Genomic DNA, 22,217 nt, shown 5'->3' on the forward strand with positions numbered 1-22,217 from the left:
CCGTGTGCATGACGTGGGTGTCAGTTGCGGCGGTCCCCGTTGCGCCCGGCGGCCTGCACCTCGATCCGGCCCCACCGGCGCAGCGCCGCGTCGCTCTCGGTCAGCCGCGCCGAGAGCACCGCGATGATCGTCTCCACCGCCCGGGCGCTCACCATCTCGTGGTGATCGCAGTCGAGCCGGTACTGGTGGATCTCCCCGGCGATCACGTTGTGCCAGGCCGCCACCGCCGGAACCGGGGCCTCCGAGCGGGCCGCGGTGAAGAACAACGCGTCCCCGTCGAAGGTGTCCGGTTCGTGCCGCCGCGCGGCGCGGGCGGTGTCGGTCGACCCGGCGTGCAACCGTTCGAGGTGCGCGGCGGTCAATCCGGTGCCGCCGCCGAACGCCTCGTCGAGCACCGCGGCGGCGTGCTCGAAGCTCGGCTCGCCGTCGTCGACGGGAAGCCCGAGATCGCGCAGCATGTCGCGGGTGCCGACGGCCGGGGACGCCCCGACCACCAGGTGGCTGTCCAGCAGCGCGAGGGTGTCGACGATCTCCCCGGCGCGGCGCAGTTCGACGGCGACGGCGTGCGCGACCACCCCGCCGAGCGACCAGCCCAGCAGGTGGTACGGGCCGTGCGGCTGCACCCGGCGGATCTCCCGCACGTAGTGGCGGGCCAGCGCGGTGATGGTGTCGTGCCGCGGACCACCGGACAGCGCCGGCAACTGCAGTCCGTAGACGGGCCGGTCGTCGTCGAGCCGGTGCGCGAGGGTGCTGTACGGCCAGGCCAGCCCCGCGGCGGGATGGATGCAGAACAGCGCGGTGCCGGTGCCGGGGCGCAGCGGCACGAGCACCCGGAACGCCTCGTCGATCCCGCTGCTCGCCTCGGACTCGCCGCTGCTCAGGTGCGCGGCGAGTTCCGCCGGGGTCGGGTGCGTGAAGATCGACGCGATCGGCACCCGCCGCCCGAGTCGTTCCCCGAGTGCCGGCAGCAGCCGGGTGGCCAGCAGCGAGGTGCCCCCGAGATCGAAGAAGTCGTCGTCGACCCCGACCCGGTCGAGACCGAGATGCTCGGCGAACAGGTCGGTGACGAGCTTGTCGAGGTCGGTACTCGGTGCCCGGTAGTCTCCGGCCGGGGCGGTGAAAACGGGGGCGGGCAGCGCGGCGCGGTCGAGTTTGCCGGCCGGGGTGAGCGGGATGTCGTCGAGCACGGTGATCACCGCCGGCACCATGTGCGGCGGAAGATGCTGCGCGATGAAGGTTTTCACCTCGGCGGCGGTGACATCGGCATTCGGGGTCAGGCGCAGGTAGGACACCGGCACCGCCTGACCGGACGGGGCGGTGTGGCCGAGGGTGTGGGCGAAGACCACCTGCGGGTGCGCGGCCAGTGCCGCGTCGATCTCGCCGAGTTCGACGCGGAAGCCGCGGATCTTGACCTGGAAGTCGGTGCGGCCGACGTAGTCGAGGCGATGATCGGCGGTCCACCGCACCAGATCCCCCGTGCGGTACATCCGCTCCCCCGAGCCGGTGGGGTCGGGCACGAACCGGGCGGCGGTCAGCGCGGGCCGGTCGTGGTAGCCGCGGGCCAGACCCGGCCCGGCGACATACAGTTCCCCGGCCACCCCGACGGGCACGGGCTGGAGCCGTCCGTCGAGGACCAGCGCGCGGAAGCCGCGGCTGGGGGTGCCGATGGTGACGGGCTCACCGACGGTGAGCGGGTCACCGAGGGAGGTCATGATCGTCGCCTCGGTGGGACCGTAGGCGTCGATCACCCGCCGCGACGCCGCCCAGCGCGCCACCAGCTCCGGTGGCAGTGCCTCGCCGGCGACGAGCAGGGTGTGCAGCTCGGGGACGGTGTCCGGATCCAGCGAGGCCAACGCGGTGGGGGTGATGAAGGCGTGGCTGACCCGCTGCGCACGCAGCACCGCGGCGAGCTCGTCGCCGCCGTAGACGTGCGGCGGCACGACCACCAGCGTCGCCGCCGCGCACAGCGCCATCATCTGCTCGAAGATCGACGCGTCGAAGCTCGGCGACGCCAGATGCGACACCCGGGCCGCGGCGGTGACCTGCAGCCGCTCCCGTTCCTCCCGGGCCAGGGAGGCCAGGCCGCGGTGGGTGACCGCCACGCCCTTGGGGCGGCCGGTGGAGCCGGAGGTGTAGATCAGGTAGGCCGGATGATCCGGGCGCAGCACCGTCGGCCGGTTCGCGTCGTCGACGGGTGCGACCGGCCCGTCGGTCAGGTCGAGGTCGTCGAGGACGAGCCAGTCCACCTCGTCGGGCAGTGCGTCGCGGTGCGCGGCGACGGTGATGCCGATGCGGGCGGCGCTGTCGTCGAGCATGAAGGCGATGCGGTCGGCCGGATAGGTGGGGTCGACCGGCACGAACGCCGCGCCGCTGCGCACCGTCGCCCACACCGCGGTGACCGACTCGAGCGAGCGCGGGATCGCCAGGGCGATCACCTGTTCGGGTCCGGCGCCGCGGTCGAGCAGGTGCCGCGCGAGCCGGTGCGCGCGGGCGTCGAGCTCGCGGTAGGTGACCTGTCGGTCGCCGTCGACGACCGCGACGGCATCCGGGGCGGCGGCAACAGCGGTGTCGAGCAGCTGCGGCCACAGCACCGCCGGTTCGGCCTGCGGTCCGATCGCGGGCACCAGGGCGGTGTGTTCGGCGGCGGTGAGCAGGTCGAGATCACCGACGGGGCGGTGCGGGTCGGCGGCGATCGCGTGCAGCAGCCGGCCGAACCGGTCGGCGAAGCCGCGCACCGTCTCGGCGTCGAACAGGTCGGTGGCGTAGACGAAGGCGGCGTCGAGACCACCCTCGGTGTTCTCCCCGACGAGCAGTTCGAGGTCGAAGTTGCACACCGTCGGGTCGAGGGCGACGCCCTGCACGCTCAGGTGCGGCAGCTCCACCGCGGGCAGCTCGGCGGTGTGGAATTCGATGGAGACCTGGAACAGCGGCGAATGCGCGGTCGAGCGGGTCGGGGCGAGGGCGTCGACGACCCGGTCGAAGGGCAGATCCGCGTGTGCGAAGGCGTCGAGGTCGCTGTCGGTGACGGCGGCGAGCAGGTCGGTGAAGGACTGCTCGGCGGGTACCGCGGTGCGCAGCACGACGGTGTTGACGAACATGCCCACCAGATCGTCGAGGGCGCGGTGCCCGCGGCCGGCGATCGGGGAGCCGACGGCGATGTCGTCGCTGCCGGACAGTCGCGCGAGCAGCACCGCGAACGCCGCGTGCACGGTCATGAACACGGTGCTGTGCCGGGCGGCGGCGAGCTGGTGCAGCAGGGCGAGTAGATCGGCGTCGACGGTGAAACGGGTGATGTCGCCGCGGAAGGACTGCTGCGGCGGCCGGGGCCGGTCGGTGGGCAGCGGCAGCACCTCCGGCAGCCCCGCGAGGCGTTGCTGCCAGTAGGTGGTCTGGTCGGCGGCGAGGGTGCCGGGGCTGTCCGGGTCACCGAGCCGGTCGAGCTGCCACAGGGTGTAGTCGGCGTACTGCACCGGCAGCGGCCCGAACGCCGGGGTCTCCCCGCGGCTGCGGGCGGCGTAGGCGATCATCAGGTCGCGGGCGAGCGGACCGGTGGAGCCGCCGTCGGCGGCGATGTGGTGCACCACCAGCACGGCGAGATGGTCGTCACGGCCGAAGGAGAACACCCGCGCCCGCACCGGGATGTCGACGGTGACGTCGAAGCCGTCGCCGAGGAAATCGGCGATGGCGGTGTGCACGGTGTCTTCCCCGGCGGGCACCACGTCCAGCGGCAGCGGGGCGTCGGCGGCGGCGAGGATCCGCTGGTGCGGTCCGGCCGCCGACTCCGGGTAGACGGTGCGCAGGCTCTCGTGCCGGGCCAGCACATCGTGCAGGGCGGCGCCGAGCGCGGCCGGGGACAGATGCCCGGACAACCGGATGGCCAGGGGGATGTTGTAGGCGGCGGAGGTCGGGTCGAACTGATTGATGAACCACAGTCGCTGCTGCGCCGGGGAGAGCGGGATGTGATCGGGGCGCGGTGCGGCGACCGGGCCCGATGTGGTGCCGGCGGCGGGTTCCTCGCTCTCGGGGGCGGGTCGGTCGTCGAGGTGCGCGGCGAGCGCGGCCACGGTCGGAGCTTCGAACAGTGCGCGCACCGGCACGGGTCGGCCGAGCCGGTCGCCGAGGCGGGCGACGGCGCGGGTGGCGAGCAGCGAATTGCCGCCGAGGTCGAAGAAGTTGTCGTCGACGCCGAGCCGGTCGAGGCCGAGCACGTCGGCGAGTTCGTCGGCGACGAGCGACTCGAGCGGGTCGGTGGGTTCCGGGCGGTCGCCGGTGCCGGCGGTCAGCTCCGGTGCCGGCAGGGCGGCGCGGTCGAGTTTGCCGACCGGGGTCAGCGGGATCTCGTCGAGCACACTGACCACGGTGGGCACCATGTGCGCCGGGAGATGCTCGGCGACATGGGTTTTCACCGCGGCGGGGTCGATGTCGGCGCCGGGCGCGGGGTGCAGGTGGGCGACGAGGACCGTCTCCCCGCTCGGCGCGCGGTGCGCGACGGTGGCGGCGAATCCGACGGCCGGGTGGGCGGCGAGCACGGCGTCGATCTCGCCGAGTTCGACGCGGAAGCCGCGGATCTTGATCTGGAAGTCGCTGCGCCCGACATAGTCGATGCGCAGATCCCGCCGGTCGAGGTCACCGACCCAGCGCACCAGATCCCCGGTGCGGTACATGCGTTCGCCGGGGGCGCCGTAGGGGTCGGCGACGAACCGGGCGGCGGTCAGCGCGGGCCGGGCGTGATAGCCGCGGGCCAGGCCCCAGCCGGCGAGATACAGCTCGCCGACGGCGCCGAACGGCACCGGCCGCAGCGCGGTGTCGAGGACGACGGCGTGCACCCCGCGCAGCGGACCACCGAGTGTGAGTGGGTCGTCGACCCCCAGGGGGTCGCTGATCGCGGCCATGATGGTCGTTTCGGTGGGTCCGTAGGCGTCGACGAGACGCCGCCCGGGCGCCCAGGTGGCCTGCAGATCGGCCGGCCACGCCTCCCCACCGACCGCGAGATCGGTGAAGGCGGTCAGATCCGCCGGATCGAGGGAGGCGAGCGCGGCGGGGGTGATGAACCCGTGGGTGACCCGCTGCTCGCGCAGCAGCGCGCCGAGTTCGGCGCCGCCGACGATGTGCGGGGGCACGACCACCAGTTCGGCGCCGGATCCGAACGCGAGGAGGTATTCGAAGATCGACGCGTCGAAGCTCGGCGACGAGACGTGCATGACCCGCGCGCCGGGACCGGCGTGGAAGCGGCCGCGCTGATCGCGGGCGAAGTTCTCCAGGCTGCGGTGGGTGGTGAGCACACCCTTGGGCCGGCCGGTCGAGCCGGAGGTGTAGATCAGGTAGGCGGGGTGATCGAGCCGCAGCGCGACGGGGCGGTCGGTGTCGTCGATCGTGGCGGTGCTCTCCCCCGCGGCGTCGCGGTCGAGGTCGTCGAGCAGCAGCCACGGCACCGTGTCCGGGAGCTGGTCGCGGTGCGCGGTGGTGGTCAGGCCGACGGTGGCGCCGCAGTCGTCGAGCATGAACGCGACGCGTTCGGCCGGATAGCGCGGGTCGACGGGCACGAACGCCGCGCCGGTCTTGGTGATCGCCCACATCGCGGTCACCGACTCGACGGAGCGGGCGATGCCGACGGCGACGAAGGTTTCCGGGCCGGCGCCGTGGCGCAGCAGCACCCGCGCCAGCCGGGTGGAGCGTTCGTCGAGGTCGCGGTAGGTCAGCACCCGTTCCCCGTCGCGCAGCGCCGGCTGATCCGGGTGTGCGGCGGCGGTCGCGGCCAGCAGGTGCGGCAGGGCGACGTCGCTGCCCCCGGCCGGTCCGTGCACCGGCAGCAGCGCGTCCTGCTCGGCGGTGGTGAGCGCCGGCAGCGCGGTGATCGGGGCGGCCGGGTCGCCGGTCAGGGCGTCGAGCACGGCGGTGATGCGTGTGGCGATCGCGGTGACGGCGTCGCGGTCGAAGACCTCCGGCAGGTACTTCATGCGCAGGTGCACCGCGGTGTCGGTGTGCACGACCACCGACAGCGGGTAGTGCGCGGCGTCGCGGCCGGTGATGTCGGCGACCCGCATGCCACCGAGGTCGGTGTCGCGGTCGAGGCCGGCGCGTTCGACCGGATACGACTCGAAGACGGTGAGGGTGTCGAACCGCACCGCGGCCCCGAGATGCCGGTCGAGGGTGCCCAGGTCGAGATGGTGGTGATCGAGCAGCGCGACCTGTTCGGCCTGCACCCGGTCGACGAGCCCGCCGACGGTGTCGCCGGGCCGCACGGTGATGCGCACCGGGACGGTGTTGATGAACAACCCGACCATCGCCTCGATGCCGGGGATCTGCGGCGGCCGCCCGGAGACGGTCGCGCCGAACACCACGTCGGTGCGGCCGGTGAGCGCGCCGAGCACCACACCCCAGGCGGTCTGCACCAGGGTGTTGACGGTGACGCCGCGGGCGGTGGCGGTGTCGTGCAGCCGCACCGACAGGCCGGTGTCCAGGTCCAGGTCGAGGTCCTCGGAGATCCCGGCGGTGGTGCCGGGCCGGTGCTGCGGGGCGAGCAGGGTCGGCTCGTCCACCCCCGCGAGGGCGCGGCGGTAGGCGTCGAGAGAGGCCTGCGGGTCAAGGTCGGCGAGCCAGGTGAGGTAGCTGCCGTAGTGCGGTGCCGGCGGCAGTGCCCGCTGGTCCGCGTCGGTGGCGTAGAGCATCAACAGTTCCCGGATCAGCACCGGGGTGGACCAGCCGTCGAGCAGCAGATGATGATTCGTCAACGCCAGCAGGTGCCGGCCCGGGCCGGTGTGCACGACGGTCGCGCGCAGCAGCGGCGCGGTCTCGGTGTCGAAGCGGGTGCGCCGATCGAGGGCGAGCAGCTGCGCGGCGGCGTCGTCGGGGTCGGGGTCGTCGCTGGTGTCGGCGACGGTGAACGGCACCTCCACGTGGGTGGGGATGACCTGCACGTGCCCGTCCCCGGCGGCGGGGAACGCCGCGCGCAACGCCGGATGCCGGTCGAGCAGCAGCTGCAGGGAACGGCGCATCCGGCTCGCGTCGACCTCACCGCGCAGGTCGAGCACGAGCTGCACGATGTAGGCGTCGGGGCGGTCCCCGGCGAGCAGGGCGTGGAAGAGCAGACCGGTCTGCAGCGGCGCGGTCGGCCACACGGTGTCCAGGCGCCCGTAGCGCTGCTCGAGGCGTTCGATGACGTCCTGGTGCAGTCGCACCAGCGGCAGATCCGAGGGGGTCAGGCCCCCGGCGTGCGGGCTGCGGGTGTGCCGGGTCAATGCGGTGGCGGCGGTGGCGAAGTGGTGCGCGAGGGCGGTGACGTCGGCGTCGTCGAGCAGCCCGGCCGGATACGACCAGTGCACCTTGAGCACCGGACCGGTGGGGGTGTCGGCGGTGACGGCGTTGATGTCGAGCACCGCGGCGGCGGGCATGTCCGGGCTCTGCGCCCCACCGCGTGGGAAGCCGTCGATGGGCAGCCAGGGGGTGTCGGTGTCGGTGACCCCGGCGGTGGGGCGGCCGAGATAGTTGAAGCTGACCTGCGGGGCCGGCGCGTGCGCCAGGTCGGCGGCGGTGTCGGGGTCGAGATAGCGCAGCAGCCCGAAGCCGGTGCCGTGGTCGGGGACGGCAGTGAGGTGTTCCTTGACGGTCTTGACGGCGCGACCGGCGGCCGGGCCGGCGGCGAGCGCGTCGTCGAGGTCGATTCCGGTCAGGTCCAGGCGCAGCGGGTGGATGGTGGTGAACCAGCCGACGGTGCCGGACAGGTCGGCGCCGGCGGCGGCGGTGCTGTCGCGGCCGTGCCCTTCGAGGTTGAGCAGCAGCGAGGTCGGGTCGTGGCCGCGGTCGCGGCGCCACGCCGCCACCGCCAGGGCGAGCGCGGTGAGCAGCCCGTGGTCGACGGCGCCGTGGAAGGCGGTGGGCACGGCGGTGAGCAGCGCCTCGGTGACCGAGATGGGCAGTTCGGTGGCGACGGTGGTGACGGTGGCGTTGGTGTCGCGCACCGGATCGAACATCCGGTGCCCGAGCGGCGGGTTCGGTCCGTCGAGCACTCCGCGCCAGAAGTCGAGTTCGGTGCGGCGCTCGGGGGCGGCGTCGCGCAGGGCGTGGGCCCAGCGGCGCACGCTGGTGCCGGTGTGCGGGGGCAGCAGCGCACCGGTGCCGGCGAGGGCAGCACTGCCGGTCGTAGCGGCCGCCCACGCGGCGGCCAGGTCGGGGACGAGGATGCGCCAGGACACCCCGTCGACGGCGAGATGGTGGATGACGATGAGCAACCGGCCGGCTCCGCTGGTGGCGTCGAACCACACCAGTTGCACCACCGCCCCGTTGTGCGGGTCGAGTCGGTCGGCGGCGGCGTCGAGTTCGGTGGCGGCCAGGGCGAAGAAGTCGTCGCTGTCGGCGGCGCTGGTGACCGGCACCCGGTGGATGACGGTGTCGACGTCGACGCTGCCCGGGGCGGGTACGTGCAGCACGTGTCCGCCGGGGGCGTCCGGCGCCGGACGCAGTTGCACGCGCAGCATGTCGTGCCGGTCGAGGACGGCGGTGACGATCGCCCGCAGCGTGGTCGCGTCCAGTCCGGTGGGCAGGCGCAGCAGCAGCGCCTGCGAGTAGCGGCCGATGCTGCCGCCGCGGTCGAGCATCCAGTGCGCGATCGGCGGTAGCGGCATGTCCCCGACCCCGCCGCCGGGCAGCTCGGCGAGGGTCTCGGCGGGGGCGGTGGTGCCGACGACGGCGGCGAGCGCCGCGGGGGTCTTGTGTTCGAACACCTCGCGTGGGGTCAGGTCCAGGCCGGCGGCCTTGGCGCGGGAGACCAGCTGGATGGACATGATCGAATCGCCGCCGAGGGCGAAGAACGAATCGTCCACCCCCACCGTCGGCAGGCCGAGGACCTGGGCGAACAGTTCCACCAGCACCGTTTCGGGGCCGCGCGCCGGGGCGCGGGAGACGGTGGTGCGGGCGGCGAAGTCGGGGGCGGGCAGCGCGCGCCGGTCGAGTTTGCCGGTCGCGGTGACCGGCAGCGTGTCGAGCACCACCAGGGTGGACGGCAGCATGTACGCGGCGAGTTCCCCGGCGGCATGCTCGAGCACCACGTCGACGTCGAGATCGTGGCCGGTCTCGGGCACCACGTAGCCGACGAGACGTTCGGTGCCGGCGGCGTCGTCGGTGTGGACGACGACCACGGCGCGGCCGACACCGGGGGCGCGCAGCAGCGCCGCTTCGATCTCGCCGAGTTCGATGCGGAACCCGCGCAGCTGCACCTGGAAGTCGGCGCGGCCGAGATATTCGATCTCGCCGTCGCGGGTGCGGCGCGCCAGGTCCCCGGTGCGGTAGAGCCGGTCGCCGGGGGCGCCGTGCGGATCGGCGACGAACCGGGTGGCGGTCAGATCCGGGCGGTGCAGATAGCCGCGGGAGAGCTGGGCGCCGGAGACGTACAGTTCGCCGATCACCCCGGTGGGCACCGGATGCAGCCGGTTGTCGAGGATGTGCAGGCGCAGCGACGGAAGTGGTGGGCCGATCAGGCTCGCCGCGGCGGTGGCGGCGAGGTCGCGGGTGATGGTGCGGGCGGTGACGTGCACGGTGGTCTCGGTGATGCCGTACATGTTCACCAGCGTCGGGGCGGTGTCGTCGTGGCGCCGGTACCAGCGGTCGAGCTGCCCGAAGTCGAGGGCTTCCCCACCGAAGATCACCCGGCGCAGCGCCGGCAGGTCGGTGCCGGCGGCACGGTCGGCGTCGATGAGCTGGTAGAACGCCGTCGGGGTCTGGTTGAGCACGGTGACCCGTTCGCGGCGCAGCAACGCCAGGAACTCCTGCGGGTTGCGGGCGGTGTGGTAGTCGACGACGACGAGCCGGCCACCGTGGGCGAGCGCGCCCCACAGTTCCCACACCGAGAAGTCGAAGGCGTAGGAGTGGAACAACGTCCACACATCGGAGGCGTCGACACCGAACATCTCGGTGGTGTCGGTGAGCAGGGTGACGACGGTGCGGTGCGGCACCATCACGCCCTTGGGGCGGCCGGTGGACCCGGAGGTGTAGATGACGTACGCCGCCGCATCGGGGTACACGCGCGGCAATCCGTCACCGCCACCGGGCATCTCGTCGAGGCGGCTGCGCACGGCCGGGTCGTGCAGGTCCACGACCGGTGGGGTGTGCGGGGGCAGGGCGGTGGCGTGGTCGGCGGTGGTGAGCAGGCACACCGGGGCCGCGTCGTCGAACATGTACGCGAGCCGGTCCGGCGGGAACGCCACGTCGATGGGCAGATAGGCGGCGCCGCTGTGCAGCACGGCGAGCAGCGCGACGACCAGGTCGGTGCCGCGCGGCAACGCGACGGCGACGAGCCGGTCCGGTCCGGCGCCGTGCTCGACGAGCAGCCGCGCCAGGCGCTGCACCCGGTCGGTGAGTGCGTCGTAGCGCAGCGACCCGTCGGGGGCGGTGACCGCGATCGCGGCCGGGTCCAATCCGGCGCCGCGGGCGTACAGATCGAGCAGGGTCTCTGGGGCCGGGCGCACCGGAGCGGGGGCGGTGGGACGTTCGTCCTCGGTGAGCAGATCGACGTCGCCGATGGGGCGGTGCGGGTCGGCGGTGACCGCGTCGAGCAACCGCACCAGCCGCTGCGCGAACGAGGCGACGGTGTCGGGATCGAACAGATCGGTGGCATAGGTGAACGCCGCCGGCATCCCGCCCGGCTCCCCCACCCCGGCCGGGTCGGTGTCCTGCAGGGTCAGTTGCAGGTCGAACTTGGCGACGGGCAGTTCCGGGTCGAGGGCGTCGACCTCGAGCTCGGGCAGCACCAGATGGGCCTGCTCGGTGTTGCCGTATTCGAGGACCACCTGGAACAGCGGGGACCGGTCGGTCTCGCGGGCCGGGGCGAGCACGTCGACGAGGGTCTCGAAGGGCAGCTCGGTGTGCCCGAAGGCGGCGAGGTCGATCTCGCGGGTGCGGTGCAGGTGGTCGGTGAACGACAGGGCCCCGTCGACGGGGGTGCGCAGCACCACGGTGTTGACGAACATGCCGACCAGGTCGTCGAGGGCGCGGTGGCCGCGACCGGCGACCGGGGAGCCGATGACGATGTCGGATGTGCCGGTCAGGCGGGCCAGCAGCGCCGCGAACGCCGCGTGCGCGGCCATGAACACGGTGGTGTCGTGCTCGGCGGCCAGCGCCTCGAGGCGCCGCTGCACGTCGGCGGGCACGGTGAAGCGGTGCAGGGCGCCGTGGAAGCTGCGCTGGGTGGGGCGCGGCCGGTCGGTGGGCAGCGGCAGCAGTTCGGGGGCGTCGGCGAGGGTGTCGCGCCAGAACCGCAGCTGCGCGGCGGCGAGGGAGGTCGGGTCGTCCGGGTCGCCGAGCAGCCGGCGCTGCCACAGGGCGTAGTCGGCGTACTGCACCGGCAGCGGTGCCCGGTCCGGGTCCGTCCCGCCGGTGCGGGCGGTGTAGGCGAGCATCAGGTCGCGGGCCAGCGGCGCCATCGACGAGCCGTCCGCGGCGATGTGATGCACCACCACCGCCAGGACATGGGCGTGCTCGTCCAGGCGCCACAGCCGCAGCCGCACCGGCACGGCCGCGGCCACGTCGAAACCGGCACCGACGAACTCGCCGAGCTCGGTGGGCAGTTCCTCGGCGGTGACCGGCCGGGCGGTCAGCGCGCCGAGCACCCGGTCGGTGTCGACGACGACCTGGCGGGGACCCTGGTCGTCGCCGGGATACCAGGTGCGCAGGCTCTCGTGCCGGTCGAGCACGTCGCGCACCGCCGCGGTGAGCGCCGCGACGTCGAGGCGGCCGGACAGGCGGATCGCCAGGGGAATGTTGTAGGCGGCGGAGGTGGTGTCGAACTGGTTGACGAACCACATGCGTTGCTGCGCCGGCGACAGCGGTAACCGTTCGGGCCGCTCGGCGGCGACCAGCGGCACCCGCCCGTGCCCGCCGTGATCGTCGAGGATCCGTGCGGCGAGCGCCCGCACCGTGGGGGCCTCGAACAGGGCACGGACCCCGGCGTCGGTGCCGAGCGCGGCGTTGAGGCGGGCGACGACGCGGGTGGCGATCAGGGAGTTGCCGCCGAGATCGAAGAAGTTGTCGTCGACGGAGACCTGCGGGTGCCCGAGGACCTCGGCGACGATCTCGGCGACGGTGGCCTCGAGATCGGTGCTCGGGGCGCGGTAGTCGCCGCCGAGCCGCGTCAGATCCGGCACCGGCAGGGCGCGGCGGTCGAGTTTGCCGACCGGGGTCAGCGGCAGCTCGTCGAGCACCACCACCGCGGCGGGCACCATGTGGCCGGGCAGCCGCGCCGCGGCCCAGGCGCGCAGCGCCCGCGGATCGATCTGCGCGGCGGTGGTGTCGGTGGTGTCGGGCAGCACGTAGGACACGAGCACCGTGTCGCCGCTGGGTGCGGTGTGCCCGATGGTGTGCGCGAAGGCGATCGCGTCGTGGGCGGTGAGGGCGGCGTCGATCTCGCCGAGTTCGATGCGGAAACCGCGCACCTTGACCTGGAAGTCGGAGCGGCCCAGATATTCGACGGTGCCGTCGTGCCGCCACCGCACCACATCGCCGGTGCGGTACATGCGTTCACCGGGGGTGCCGTAGGGGTCGGCGACGAACCGGGCGGCGGTCAGGTCGGGGCGGCGATGATAGCCGCGGGCCACCCCCGGCCCGGCGATGTACAGCTCACCCGCCACCCCGACGGGGACGGGCCGCAGCCGGTCGTCGAGGACGGTCTGGTGGAAGCCGACGGCGGGGCCGCCGATGGTGACGGTGTGCCCGGGCCGCAGCTGCGGGCTCACGCTGGTCTCGATGGTGGCCTCGGACGGGCCGTAACCGTTGAACATGCGGCGTCCCGGCGCCCAGCGCGCCACCAGCTCCGGTGGGCAGGCCTCACCGGCGACGACGAGGACCTCGAGGTCGTCGAGCCCGGTGGGGTCGAGGGACGCGAGGGCGGTGGGGGTGATGAAGGCGTGGGTGACCTTCTCCTCGCGCAGCAGCCGGGCGAGTTCGTCGCCGCCGTAGACGTCCGGCGGCACGATCACCAGGGTGGCGCCGGCACAGAACGCCTTGGTGAACTCGAAGATCGACGCGTCGAAGCTCGGCGACGCCAGGTGCGAGACGCGGGCCCGGTGGGTGATGGTGAAGTGGCTGCGCACCTCGGCGTTGAGGTTGGTCATGCCGCGGTGGGTGACCACCACGCCCTTGGGGCGGCCGGTGGAACCGGAGGTGTAGATCAGATAGGCCGGGTGGTCGAAGTGCAGCGGAGCGGTGCGGTCGGCGTCGGTGATCGGCGCGTCGCTCGTCGCGGCGATCCGGGCGGCGACCGCGTCGTCGTCGAGCACCAGCCACGGCACCTGCACCGGCAGTGCGTCGCGGTGCGCGGCGGTGGTGATGCCCAGGGCGGCGGCGCTGTCGGTGAGCATGTAGCTCACCCGCTCCGGCGGGTAGGCGGGGTCGACGGGCACGAACGCCGCGCCGGTCTTGGTGACCGCCCACACCACCGCGACCGAGTCGACCGAGCGGGTCGACGCCAGCGCGACCACCGTTTCCGGCCCGATCCGGTGCTCGTCGACGAGCAGCCGCGCCACGCGGGTGGACCAGGCGTCGAGTTCGGCGTAGGTGACCTGCCGGTCGGCGAAGCGCAGGGCGACCGCGTCGGGCAGGATCGCGGCGATCGAGGTGAGCAGTTCCGGCCACAGCTGCGGGGAGACCGGCGGCAGGCCCCGCGCCGGGGTCAGATCGGCCAGTTCCCGGTCGGTGACGATGTCGATGCTGCCGACCGCGATGTCGGGGGCGGCGGTGATCGCCTCGACGATGCGCACGAACCGGTCGGCGAACGAGGCGACGGTGGCGGGGTCGAACAGGTCGGTGGCGTAGGTGAACGACGCGCGGATGCCGGCGGGGCCGTCGGCGTCGGTGGTCTCGGCGATGGACAGCTGCAGGTCGAACAGCGCCAGCATCGGATCGAGGTCGATCACCCGCACCGACAGATCGGGCAGTTCGATCTCGGGGCGTTCGGTGTCCTGGAATTCGAGCAGCACCTGGAACAGCGGGGTGTAGGCGGTCGAGCGGGGCGGGTCGAGGACCTCGACGAGCCGCTCGAACGGCACCTCGGTGTGCCCGAAGGCGGTCAGGTCGCCGGTGCGGATGCGGTCGAGCAGCGCGGTGAACGGCTCGTCGTCGTCGACCCGGGCGCGCAGCACCACGGTGTTGACGAACATGCCGACCAGATCGTCGAGGGCGCGGTGACCGCGCCCGGCGACGGGGGTGCCGACGACGATGTCGTCGCTGCCCGACAGGCGGGCGAGCAGCACCGTCAGCGCGGCGTGCACCAGCATGAACACCGACGCGTCGTGGGCGCGGGCGATGTCGAGCAGCCGGCGGTGCGCGGCGGCGTCGAGGGTGAACGGGATGCGGGCGCCGCGCCGCGACGGCTGCACCGGGCGGGGCCGGTCCAGCGGCAGTTCGAGCAGTTCCGGGGCGCCGGCGAGGGCTGCGCGCCAGAACCGGAGCTGTTCGGCGGCCAGCGAGGTCGGGTCGGTGTCGTCACCGAGCACCCGGTGCTGCCAGAGGGTGTAGTCGACGTACTGCACCGGCAGCGGGGTCCACCGCGGGGTCTGTCCGGCGTGGCGGGCGCTGTAGGCGGCGATGACGTCGCGGGCCAGCGGCCCCATGGAGAAACCGTCGGCGGCGATGTGGTGGGCGACGAGGACGAGCACGTGCTCGTCCTCGGTCAGGGCGAGCACCCGGATGCGGATGGGGATCTCGGTGGCCACATCGAAGCCGGCCGTGAGGATCGGGGTGAGCTCGGTGTCGAGGTCGGTGCCGTCGTCGACGGTGAGCACCGCCAGACCAGGGACGGCGGCGCCGGCGGGCACCACGACCTGCACGGGCCCGTCGTCGGTGAGCGGATAGCGGGTGCGCAGCGACTCGTGCCGGGCGACGACGTCGCCGATGGCGTGTTGCAGCGCCGCCTGGTCGAGCCGGCCGGTCAGGCGCAGCGCGACGGCGATGTTGTAGGCCGGGGAGGTGGTGTCGAACTGGTTGATGAACCACATCCGCTGCTGCGCCGGGGACAGCGGGACCGGGTCGGGGCGCGGCCCGGCCACCGGCGCGCCGCGCCCGGCGCCGGTGCGGTCGGGCTGGTCGAGGTGCGCGGCGAGATCGGCGACGACCGGATGGTCGAAGATCTCCCGGATGCCGAGCTCCCCGCCGGTGTCCGCGGCGAGCCGGGCGGCGGCGCGCATCGCGAGCAGGGAGGTGCCGCCGAGGTCGAGGAAGTGGTCGTCGGCGCCGACCCGGTCGACGCCGAGCAGGTCGGCGAAGACGGTGGCGACGAGCTGTTCGGTGGGGGTACGCGGTGCCCGGTAGCCACCGGCGGCGGTCGGTGCCGGCGGGGCGGGCAGCGCGTTGCGGTCGAGTTTGCCGTTGGGGCCGACCGGCAGCGCGTCGAGGACGATCAGGGCGGCGGGCACCATGTAGTCCGGCAGCTGCGCGGCGAGATCGGCGGTGACCGCGGCGGTGTCGATGCTGCGGCCCGGGGTGGGCACGAGATAGCCGGTGAGCCGGTCGTCGGCGCCGTGGTGGACGAGCACCACCGCCTGCCCGATCTCGTCGCGGGCGCGCAACACCTGCTCGATCTCCCCGAGCTCGATGCGCAGACCACGGATCTTGACCTGGAAGTCGGTGCGCCCCAAGTACATCAGGGCACCGTCGGTGCGGCGGGTGGCCAGATCCCCGGTGCGGTACATCCGCTCCCCCGGCGCCCCGAACGGATCGGCGACGAACCGGTCGGCGCTCAGCGCGGGGCGGTCGAGATAGCCGCGGGCGAGCTGGATGCCGGCCAGATACAGTTCGCCGGCGGCGCCGGCGGGCACCGGATGCAGCCGCGCGTCGAGCACGTAGGTGCGGGTGTTCCACACCGGCAGCCCGATCGGCACCGATCCGTGGTCGGTGTCGGTGGTGGTCCAGGCGGTGACGTCCACCGCGGCCTCGGTGGGCCCGTACAGATTGTGCAGGGCGGTGTGCGGCAGCGCCGCGCGCAGCGCGGCGGTGGTCTCGACGGGCAGCGCCTCCCCCGACGCGAACACGTGCCGCAACCCGAGCGGCTCCCGGTCGCGGCCGTGCAGGGCGTCGACGAACACCGCGAGCATCGACGGCACGAAATGCGCCACGGTGACCTGCTCCTCGGCGAACAGCCGCAGCAGATAACCGGGATCGCGGTGCCCGCCCGGGGCGGCGACGGCGAGGCGCGCCCCGACCTGCAGCGGCCAGAAGAACTCCCACACCGACACATCGAAGGTGGCGGGGGTCTTCTGCACCACCGTGTCCTCGGCGGTCAGCGGATAGGCGTGCTGCATCCAGCGCAACCGGTTGACGATCGCCGCGTGCGGCACCGCCACGCCCTTGGGGCGGCCGGTGGAGCCGGAGGTGAAGATCACGTAGGCGAGATGCGCGCCGGTCGGCTCCGGCCGATCCGCCGCCGTCAGGGCCGCCGGGGATTCGTCGTCGAGGTCGAGCCGGTCGATGCGCAGCACCTCGGCGCCGGTGTCCGGCAGGGCGTCGGCGACGTCGCTGGTGGTGAGCACCGCGATCGGCGCGGCGGTGTCGAGGACGTAGCGCAGTCGCTCGGCGGGATGCTCCGGGTCGAGCGGCAGATAGGCGGCGCCGCTCTTGACGATCGCGTACATGCCGACGAGCAGATCCAGCGAGCGCGGCGCGGCGAGGGCGATCACCCGGTCCGGTCCGGCGCCCGCGCGCAGCAACCGCCGCGCGAGCCGGTTGGTGACCGCGTCGAATTCGGCGTAGCCGAGGGTGCGGCCGTCGACGGTGACGGCCGGGGCGTGCGGGGTCGCGGCGACCTGCGCGGCGAACAGTTCCCCGAGGGTGGTGGCGGGACCGGCGTCGGCGGCGGTGGCGTTCCACGTGTCGAGCACGGTGCGGCGTTCGTCGGCGGTGAGCAGATCCACGTCGCCGACCGGCACCGCCGGATCGGCGGTGACCGTTTCGAGCAGCCGCACGAGGCGCTGCCCGATCGCGGCGGCGGTGGCGGGATCGAACAGGTCGGTGGCGTAGGACAGCGCGCCGCGCAGCGCGTGGGTGCGGCCGTCGCTGTCGGCGACCGCCCCGAGCTGCAGGTGCAGGTCGAACTTGGTGGTGTGCGTGTCGATCTCGGCGATGTCGACGTCCAGGCCGGGCAGGGTCAGGTGCGCGCCGGTGGTGTCGGCGAAGGCGAGCATCACCTGGAACAGCGGCGAATAGGCCGCCGAGCGGGCCGGCACCACGGCGTCGACGAGCCGGTCGAACGGCAGATCGGTGTGCGCGAAGGCCGCCAGGTCGGTGTCGCGCACCGCGGCGAGGAACTCCGCGAAGGACAGGTCGGCGGGCACCGCGGTGCGCAGCGCGACGGTGTTGACGAACATACCGACCAGGTCGTCGAGGTGGCGGTGGCTGCGCCCGGCGACGGGGGTGCCGACGACGATGTCGTCGCCGCCGGACAGGCGGGCGAGCAGCACCGCGAGGGCGGCGTGCACGACCATGAACTCGGTGGCGGTGTGGGCGTGGGCGAGCTGCCGGATCCGCCCGTACAGCTCCGGGGCGATCTCGACGTCGACGCTCGCACCGCGGAAGGACTGCTGCGGCGGGCGCGGCCGGTCGGTGGGCAACGCCAGCAGATCGGGGGCGCCGGCGAGGATCTCGTGCCAGTACTCGAGCTGCCGGGCGGCGCGGGAGGCCGGGTCGTCGACGTCGCCGAGCAGATCCGCGAACCACAGGGTGTAGTCGGCGTACTGCAGCGGCAGCGGCGCCCAGTCCGGGGCGCTGCCGACGGCGCGCGCGGCGTAGGCGGTGACCAGATCCCGCGACAGCGGCGCCAGCGACGCGCCGTCGGCGGCGATGTGGTGCACCACCACGGCGAGCACGTGCTCGTCGTCGGCGACGCGGAACAGCCGCATCCGCAGCGGCGGGTCGACGGTGACATCGAAACCGGCCGCGACCACCGCGGCGACGTCCGCGTCGAGATCGGCGGTGGCGGTGGGGGTCAGGTCCAGGGCGAGCGCGTCGACGGGCAGCACCTGCTGGATCGGCCCGGCCGGGGTGGCCGGGTAGACGGTGCGCAGCGCCTCGTGCCGGTCGAGCACATCGCGGGTCGCGGCGACCAGCGCCGCGTGGTCGAGGGCGCCGCGCAGCCGCAACGCGACCGGGATGTTGTAGGCGGCCGAGGACGGGTCGAGCTGGTCGACGAACCACAGGCGCTGCTGGGCGGCGGAGACCGGGATGCGGTCCGGGCGCGGCAGCACCGGCGCCGGGGCGGGCCGGTCGACGTCGTCACCGGCGGGCAGGTTCGCCGCCAGCGCCCGCACGGTGGGGGCCTCGAACAGCGACCGCACCCCCAGATCGGTGCCGAAGGCGTCGTTGATGCGGGAGATCACCCGGGTGGCGACCAGCGAGTTGCCGCCGAGCTCGAAGAAGCTGTCGTCGGCGCCGACCTCGGCGACACCGAGCTGGTCGGCGAAGATCGCGGCCAGCGCGGTCTCGGTGGGCGACATCGCCGCCGCCCCGCCGGCACCGGCGAAGACCGGTTCGGGCAGTGCCTTGCGGTCGAGTTTGCCGACGGCGGTCAGCGGGATCTCGTCGAGCACCATGATCGCGGCGGGCACCATGTGGGCGGGCAACCGCGCCGCCAGCGCCGCGGACAGCTGCTCCGGGTCGAGGGTGCAACCGGCGTCGGGCAGCACGTAGGACACGAGCATCTGTTCCCCGGAGGGTGCGGCGCGGCCGAGGGTGACGGCGAAGGCGACCTCCGGGCGGTCGCTCAGGGCGGCGTCGATCTCGCCGAGTTCGATGCGGAACCCGCGGATCTTGACCTGGAAGTCGGAGCGGCCGAGATATTCGACGGTCACCGAACGGGCGGGACGGTGCGGGTCGCGGACCCGCCAGCGGGTGACGTCGCCGGTGCGGTACATGCGGGAGCCGGGCGGGCCGAAGGGGTCGGCGACGAAGCGGGTCGCGGTCAGGCCGGGCCGGTCGTGATAACCACGCGTGACGCCGGGTCCGGCGATGTACAGCTCCCCGGCGACCCCGACCGGCACCGGATGCAGCCGCCCGTCGAGGATCAGCTCGTCGATGCCGCACACCGGGTGGCCGATGGTGACGGTCTCCCCCGGCACCAGCATGTCGGTGATGTTGCAGACGATGGTGGTCTCGGTGGGCCCGTACGCGTTGTACATCCGCCGCCCGGGTGCCCAGCGCGCCACCAGTTCCGGCGGGCACGCCTCCCCTGCGACGGTGACCGCCTCACATTCGACGCCGGTCGGGTCCACCGACGCCAGCGCCGCCGGGGTGGAGAACAGGTGGGTGACCCGTTCGCGGCGCAGCAGCGCCGCCAGTTCGTCGCCGCCGTAGATGTGGGCGGGCACCACCACGAGGGTCGCACCGATACCGAAGGCGGTCATGTACTCGAAGATCGACGCGTCGAAGCTCGGCGAGGAGAAGTGCGAGACCCGCGCCGCCGGAGGTGGGGCCAGGCGGGTGTGCAGGGTCGCCGACAGGTTCGCCAGGCCGCGGTGCGGCACCACCACGCCCTTGGGGCGGCCGGTGGAGCCGGAGGTGTAGATCAGGTAGGCGGGATGGTCGAACAGCAGCGTGCCCGGCCGGTCGTCGTCGGTGACCGGCTCATCACCGGCCTGCGCGATCCGTGCGTCGAGATCCGGATCGTCGAGGACGAGCCAGGGCACCGTGCCGGGCAGCTCGTCGCGGTGCGCGGCGGTGGTCAGGCCCAGGATCGCCCCGGAGTCGGTGAGCATGTACTCGATGCGTTCGGCCGGATACTTCGGGTCGACGGGCACGAAGGCGGCCCCGGACTTGGCGACCGCCCAGATCACCGCCACCGATTCGAGGGAGCGGGCGATGCCGACGGCGACGAAGGTCTCCGGTCCGGCCCCGGCGTCGATGAGGACGCGGGCGAGCCGGTTGGACCAGGTGTCGAGTTCGCCGTAGGTCATGCGCCGGTCCTCGCACACCACCGCCTCGGTGTCCGGCACCACCGCGGCGACCGCGCACAGGATCTCCGGCAGGGTCTGCGCGGAGCGCGCCGGGTCGCCGTGCGCCGGGACCAGCCCGGCGACCTCGTCGCCGCCGACGAACGGCAGATCCCCCGCGGGCAGGTGCGGGTCGGTGAGCACCGCGGTCAGGGCGCGGCCGAGTCGCCGGCCGGTGGTGGTGGCGGTGTGCGCGTCCACCAGGTCGGGCCGGTAGCCGGTGCGGATCTGCAAGGTGGTGCCGGTGGTGTCGATCGCCACGCGCAGCACCGCCTCCGCGGGGGCGGGGGTCGGATCGTCGAGGGCGAGCACCACCGGGCAGGCGGGGGCGAGGGCGGCGAGCACGGCCGGGTCGACGTCGGTGTGGGCGGCGAGATCCGCGTCGAGGGTGCGCACGCGCCGCACCAACTCGGCGAAGGGTTCGGCCGGGTCCACCGCGACGCGCAGCGGCAGCACCCGCCCGTCGTGGGCCACCCCGACGAGGACGTCGTCGTGGCCGGTCAGCCGGGCGGTGAGCGCCGCCGTGGCGGCGTGCAGCACCGCGGCGATCGTGGCGTCGGGGGCGCCGCCCTCGGTGGTGGCGAAGCGCGCGGCGAGCGCCGCGGCGGTGACCGCCAGGCGGTCCTGGGCGTCGATGGGGGTGTCGTCGGCGGGGGCGGTGACCGGGCGGGGCAGCTCGAGGCGTTCGGGGGCGTCGGCGAGGCGTTCGCGCCAGAAACCGGCGGCGGCCGCGGCGCGGCGGCGCTGCTCGCCGAGGGTCACGCTGGCCGGATGGATCGCGGCGACCATACGGTCGGGGGCGCTGCGCAGGAAGTCGTCGAGCAGGTCGACGAACCGGTCGTGGTGGGTGCGCAGTTCGTCCTCGTCGTAGCGGTGGGGGTTGCCGCGGAAGTCGAGGAAGGTCCGGGCCGGGTCGCCGCTCTGATAGATGTTGACCAACAGGTCCTCGACGGGACCGGAGGTCATGATGTGGAATTCGCCGCGGATGGCGCCGAGCACGATCTCCTGCCGGAACAGCATGACGTTGACCATCGGCCCGGCATAGCGGTACGGATCGCCGGCGGCGCCGGTCTCGCGGCGGATGTCCTCGAGGCTGAACCGCTGGTGTCGCAGCGCCCCGGTGAGTTCGAGCTGCACCCGCCGCACCAGGTCGGTGCGGGTGTCGCCCGGTTCGACGAAGATGTGCAGCGGCGCGGTGTTGACGAGCATGCCGCCGGAGCGGCGGGCCATCGCGGTGGTGCGGGCGAAGACCGGCAGGTTGATCATCACGTCGTCGCGGCCGGTCATCCGCGCCAGATAGCACGCGAACGCCGCGATCACCGCCGCCGTCGACGACAGTCCCGGTTCGTCGTCCACCGCGGTCAGCGCGTCGACGAGTTCGTCCGGGAGGGTGTGGCTCGACAGCAGTGACACCGCCGCGGTGGGGGCGTCGCGGTGCGCCAGGGTCGAGCCGTCCTCGAGTCCGGCGACCCGTTCGATCCAGTAGTCGCGGTCGGTGCGGTAGCGCTCGGAGGTGCGGTAGTCGCGGTCCCAGTCGTACAGGGCGCGCAGGTCGGCGGCCTTGGACGGTTCCGCTTCGCGGCCTTCGATCTCGGCGGTGTACAGCGCGGCGATGCGGTTGACCATGGTCATCGCCGCGAATCCGTCGAGGGCGACGTGGTGGATGCGGGCGTACCAGAGGAACCGGTCGTCGGCGACCTGCAGGATCGTCATGTTCACCAGCAGGTCGTTCGCCAGGTCCACCGGGGTGGCGTAGTCGGCGGTCATCCACTCGTGTGCCGCGGTCATCGGGTCGGGTGCGCCGCGGAAGTCGAGCAGCGGGATGTCGTTGCGGTCCTCGACGGTGGGGTCGACGTACTGGACGGGTTCGCCGTCGACGTCTACGACCCGCAGATAGGCGGACTGGAACTCGGCGCCGGCGCGATATCCGCAGCGTCGCAGCAGATCCAGGTCCGGGGCGCCGCGCAGATCCACATACTGCGCGATGCACACGGGTACCTCGGGCGCGAGCTGCTGCGCGAACCAGATGGCTCGTTGCGCGGACGACAGCGGGAAAGCGCCGGCCGGTATCTGCGGACGACGGTGTCGCAGCGACATGTCCCCTCCGAAAGCGATGTTGTTGGCCGTGATCGGCGTGTGTCCCCCGACATCGCGTGCAGGGGCCGACCCCGGTGCCGCTGGGCGTGCGGCGCCGCGATCGGACCCCCGTTCGATCGTGTGATCCCGTGTGACCGGGACCACACAACAAGCTAGACC

Annotated in this window: 1 protein-coding gene; it reads right to left on the minus strand. The window is 73.4% G+C overall.

Going from position 1 to position 22,217, the window contains the following annotated elements; all coding sequences use genetic code 11:
* Positions 1 to 20: 20 nt before the first annotated feature.
* Positions 21 to 22,058, minus strand: coding sequence for a non-ribosomal peptide synthase/polyketide synthase (locus ACPCXD_RS17290; protein WP_423660486.1), 22,038 nt, complete (start codon positions 22,056 to 22,058; stop codon positions 21 to 23).
* Positions 22,059 to 22,217: the final 159 nt, after the last annotated feature.

Source organism: Rhodococcus sp. AB351 (genome assembly GCF_049538275.1).
Taxonomy (GTDB): Bacteria; Actinomycetota; Actinomycetes; order Mycobacteriales; family Mycobacteriaceae; genus Rhodococcus.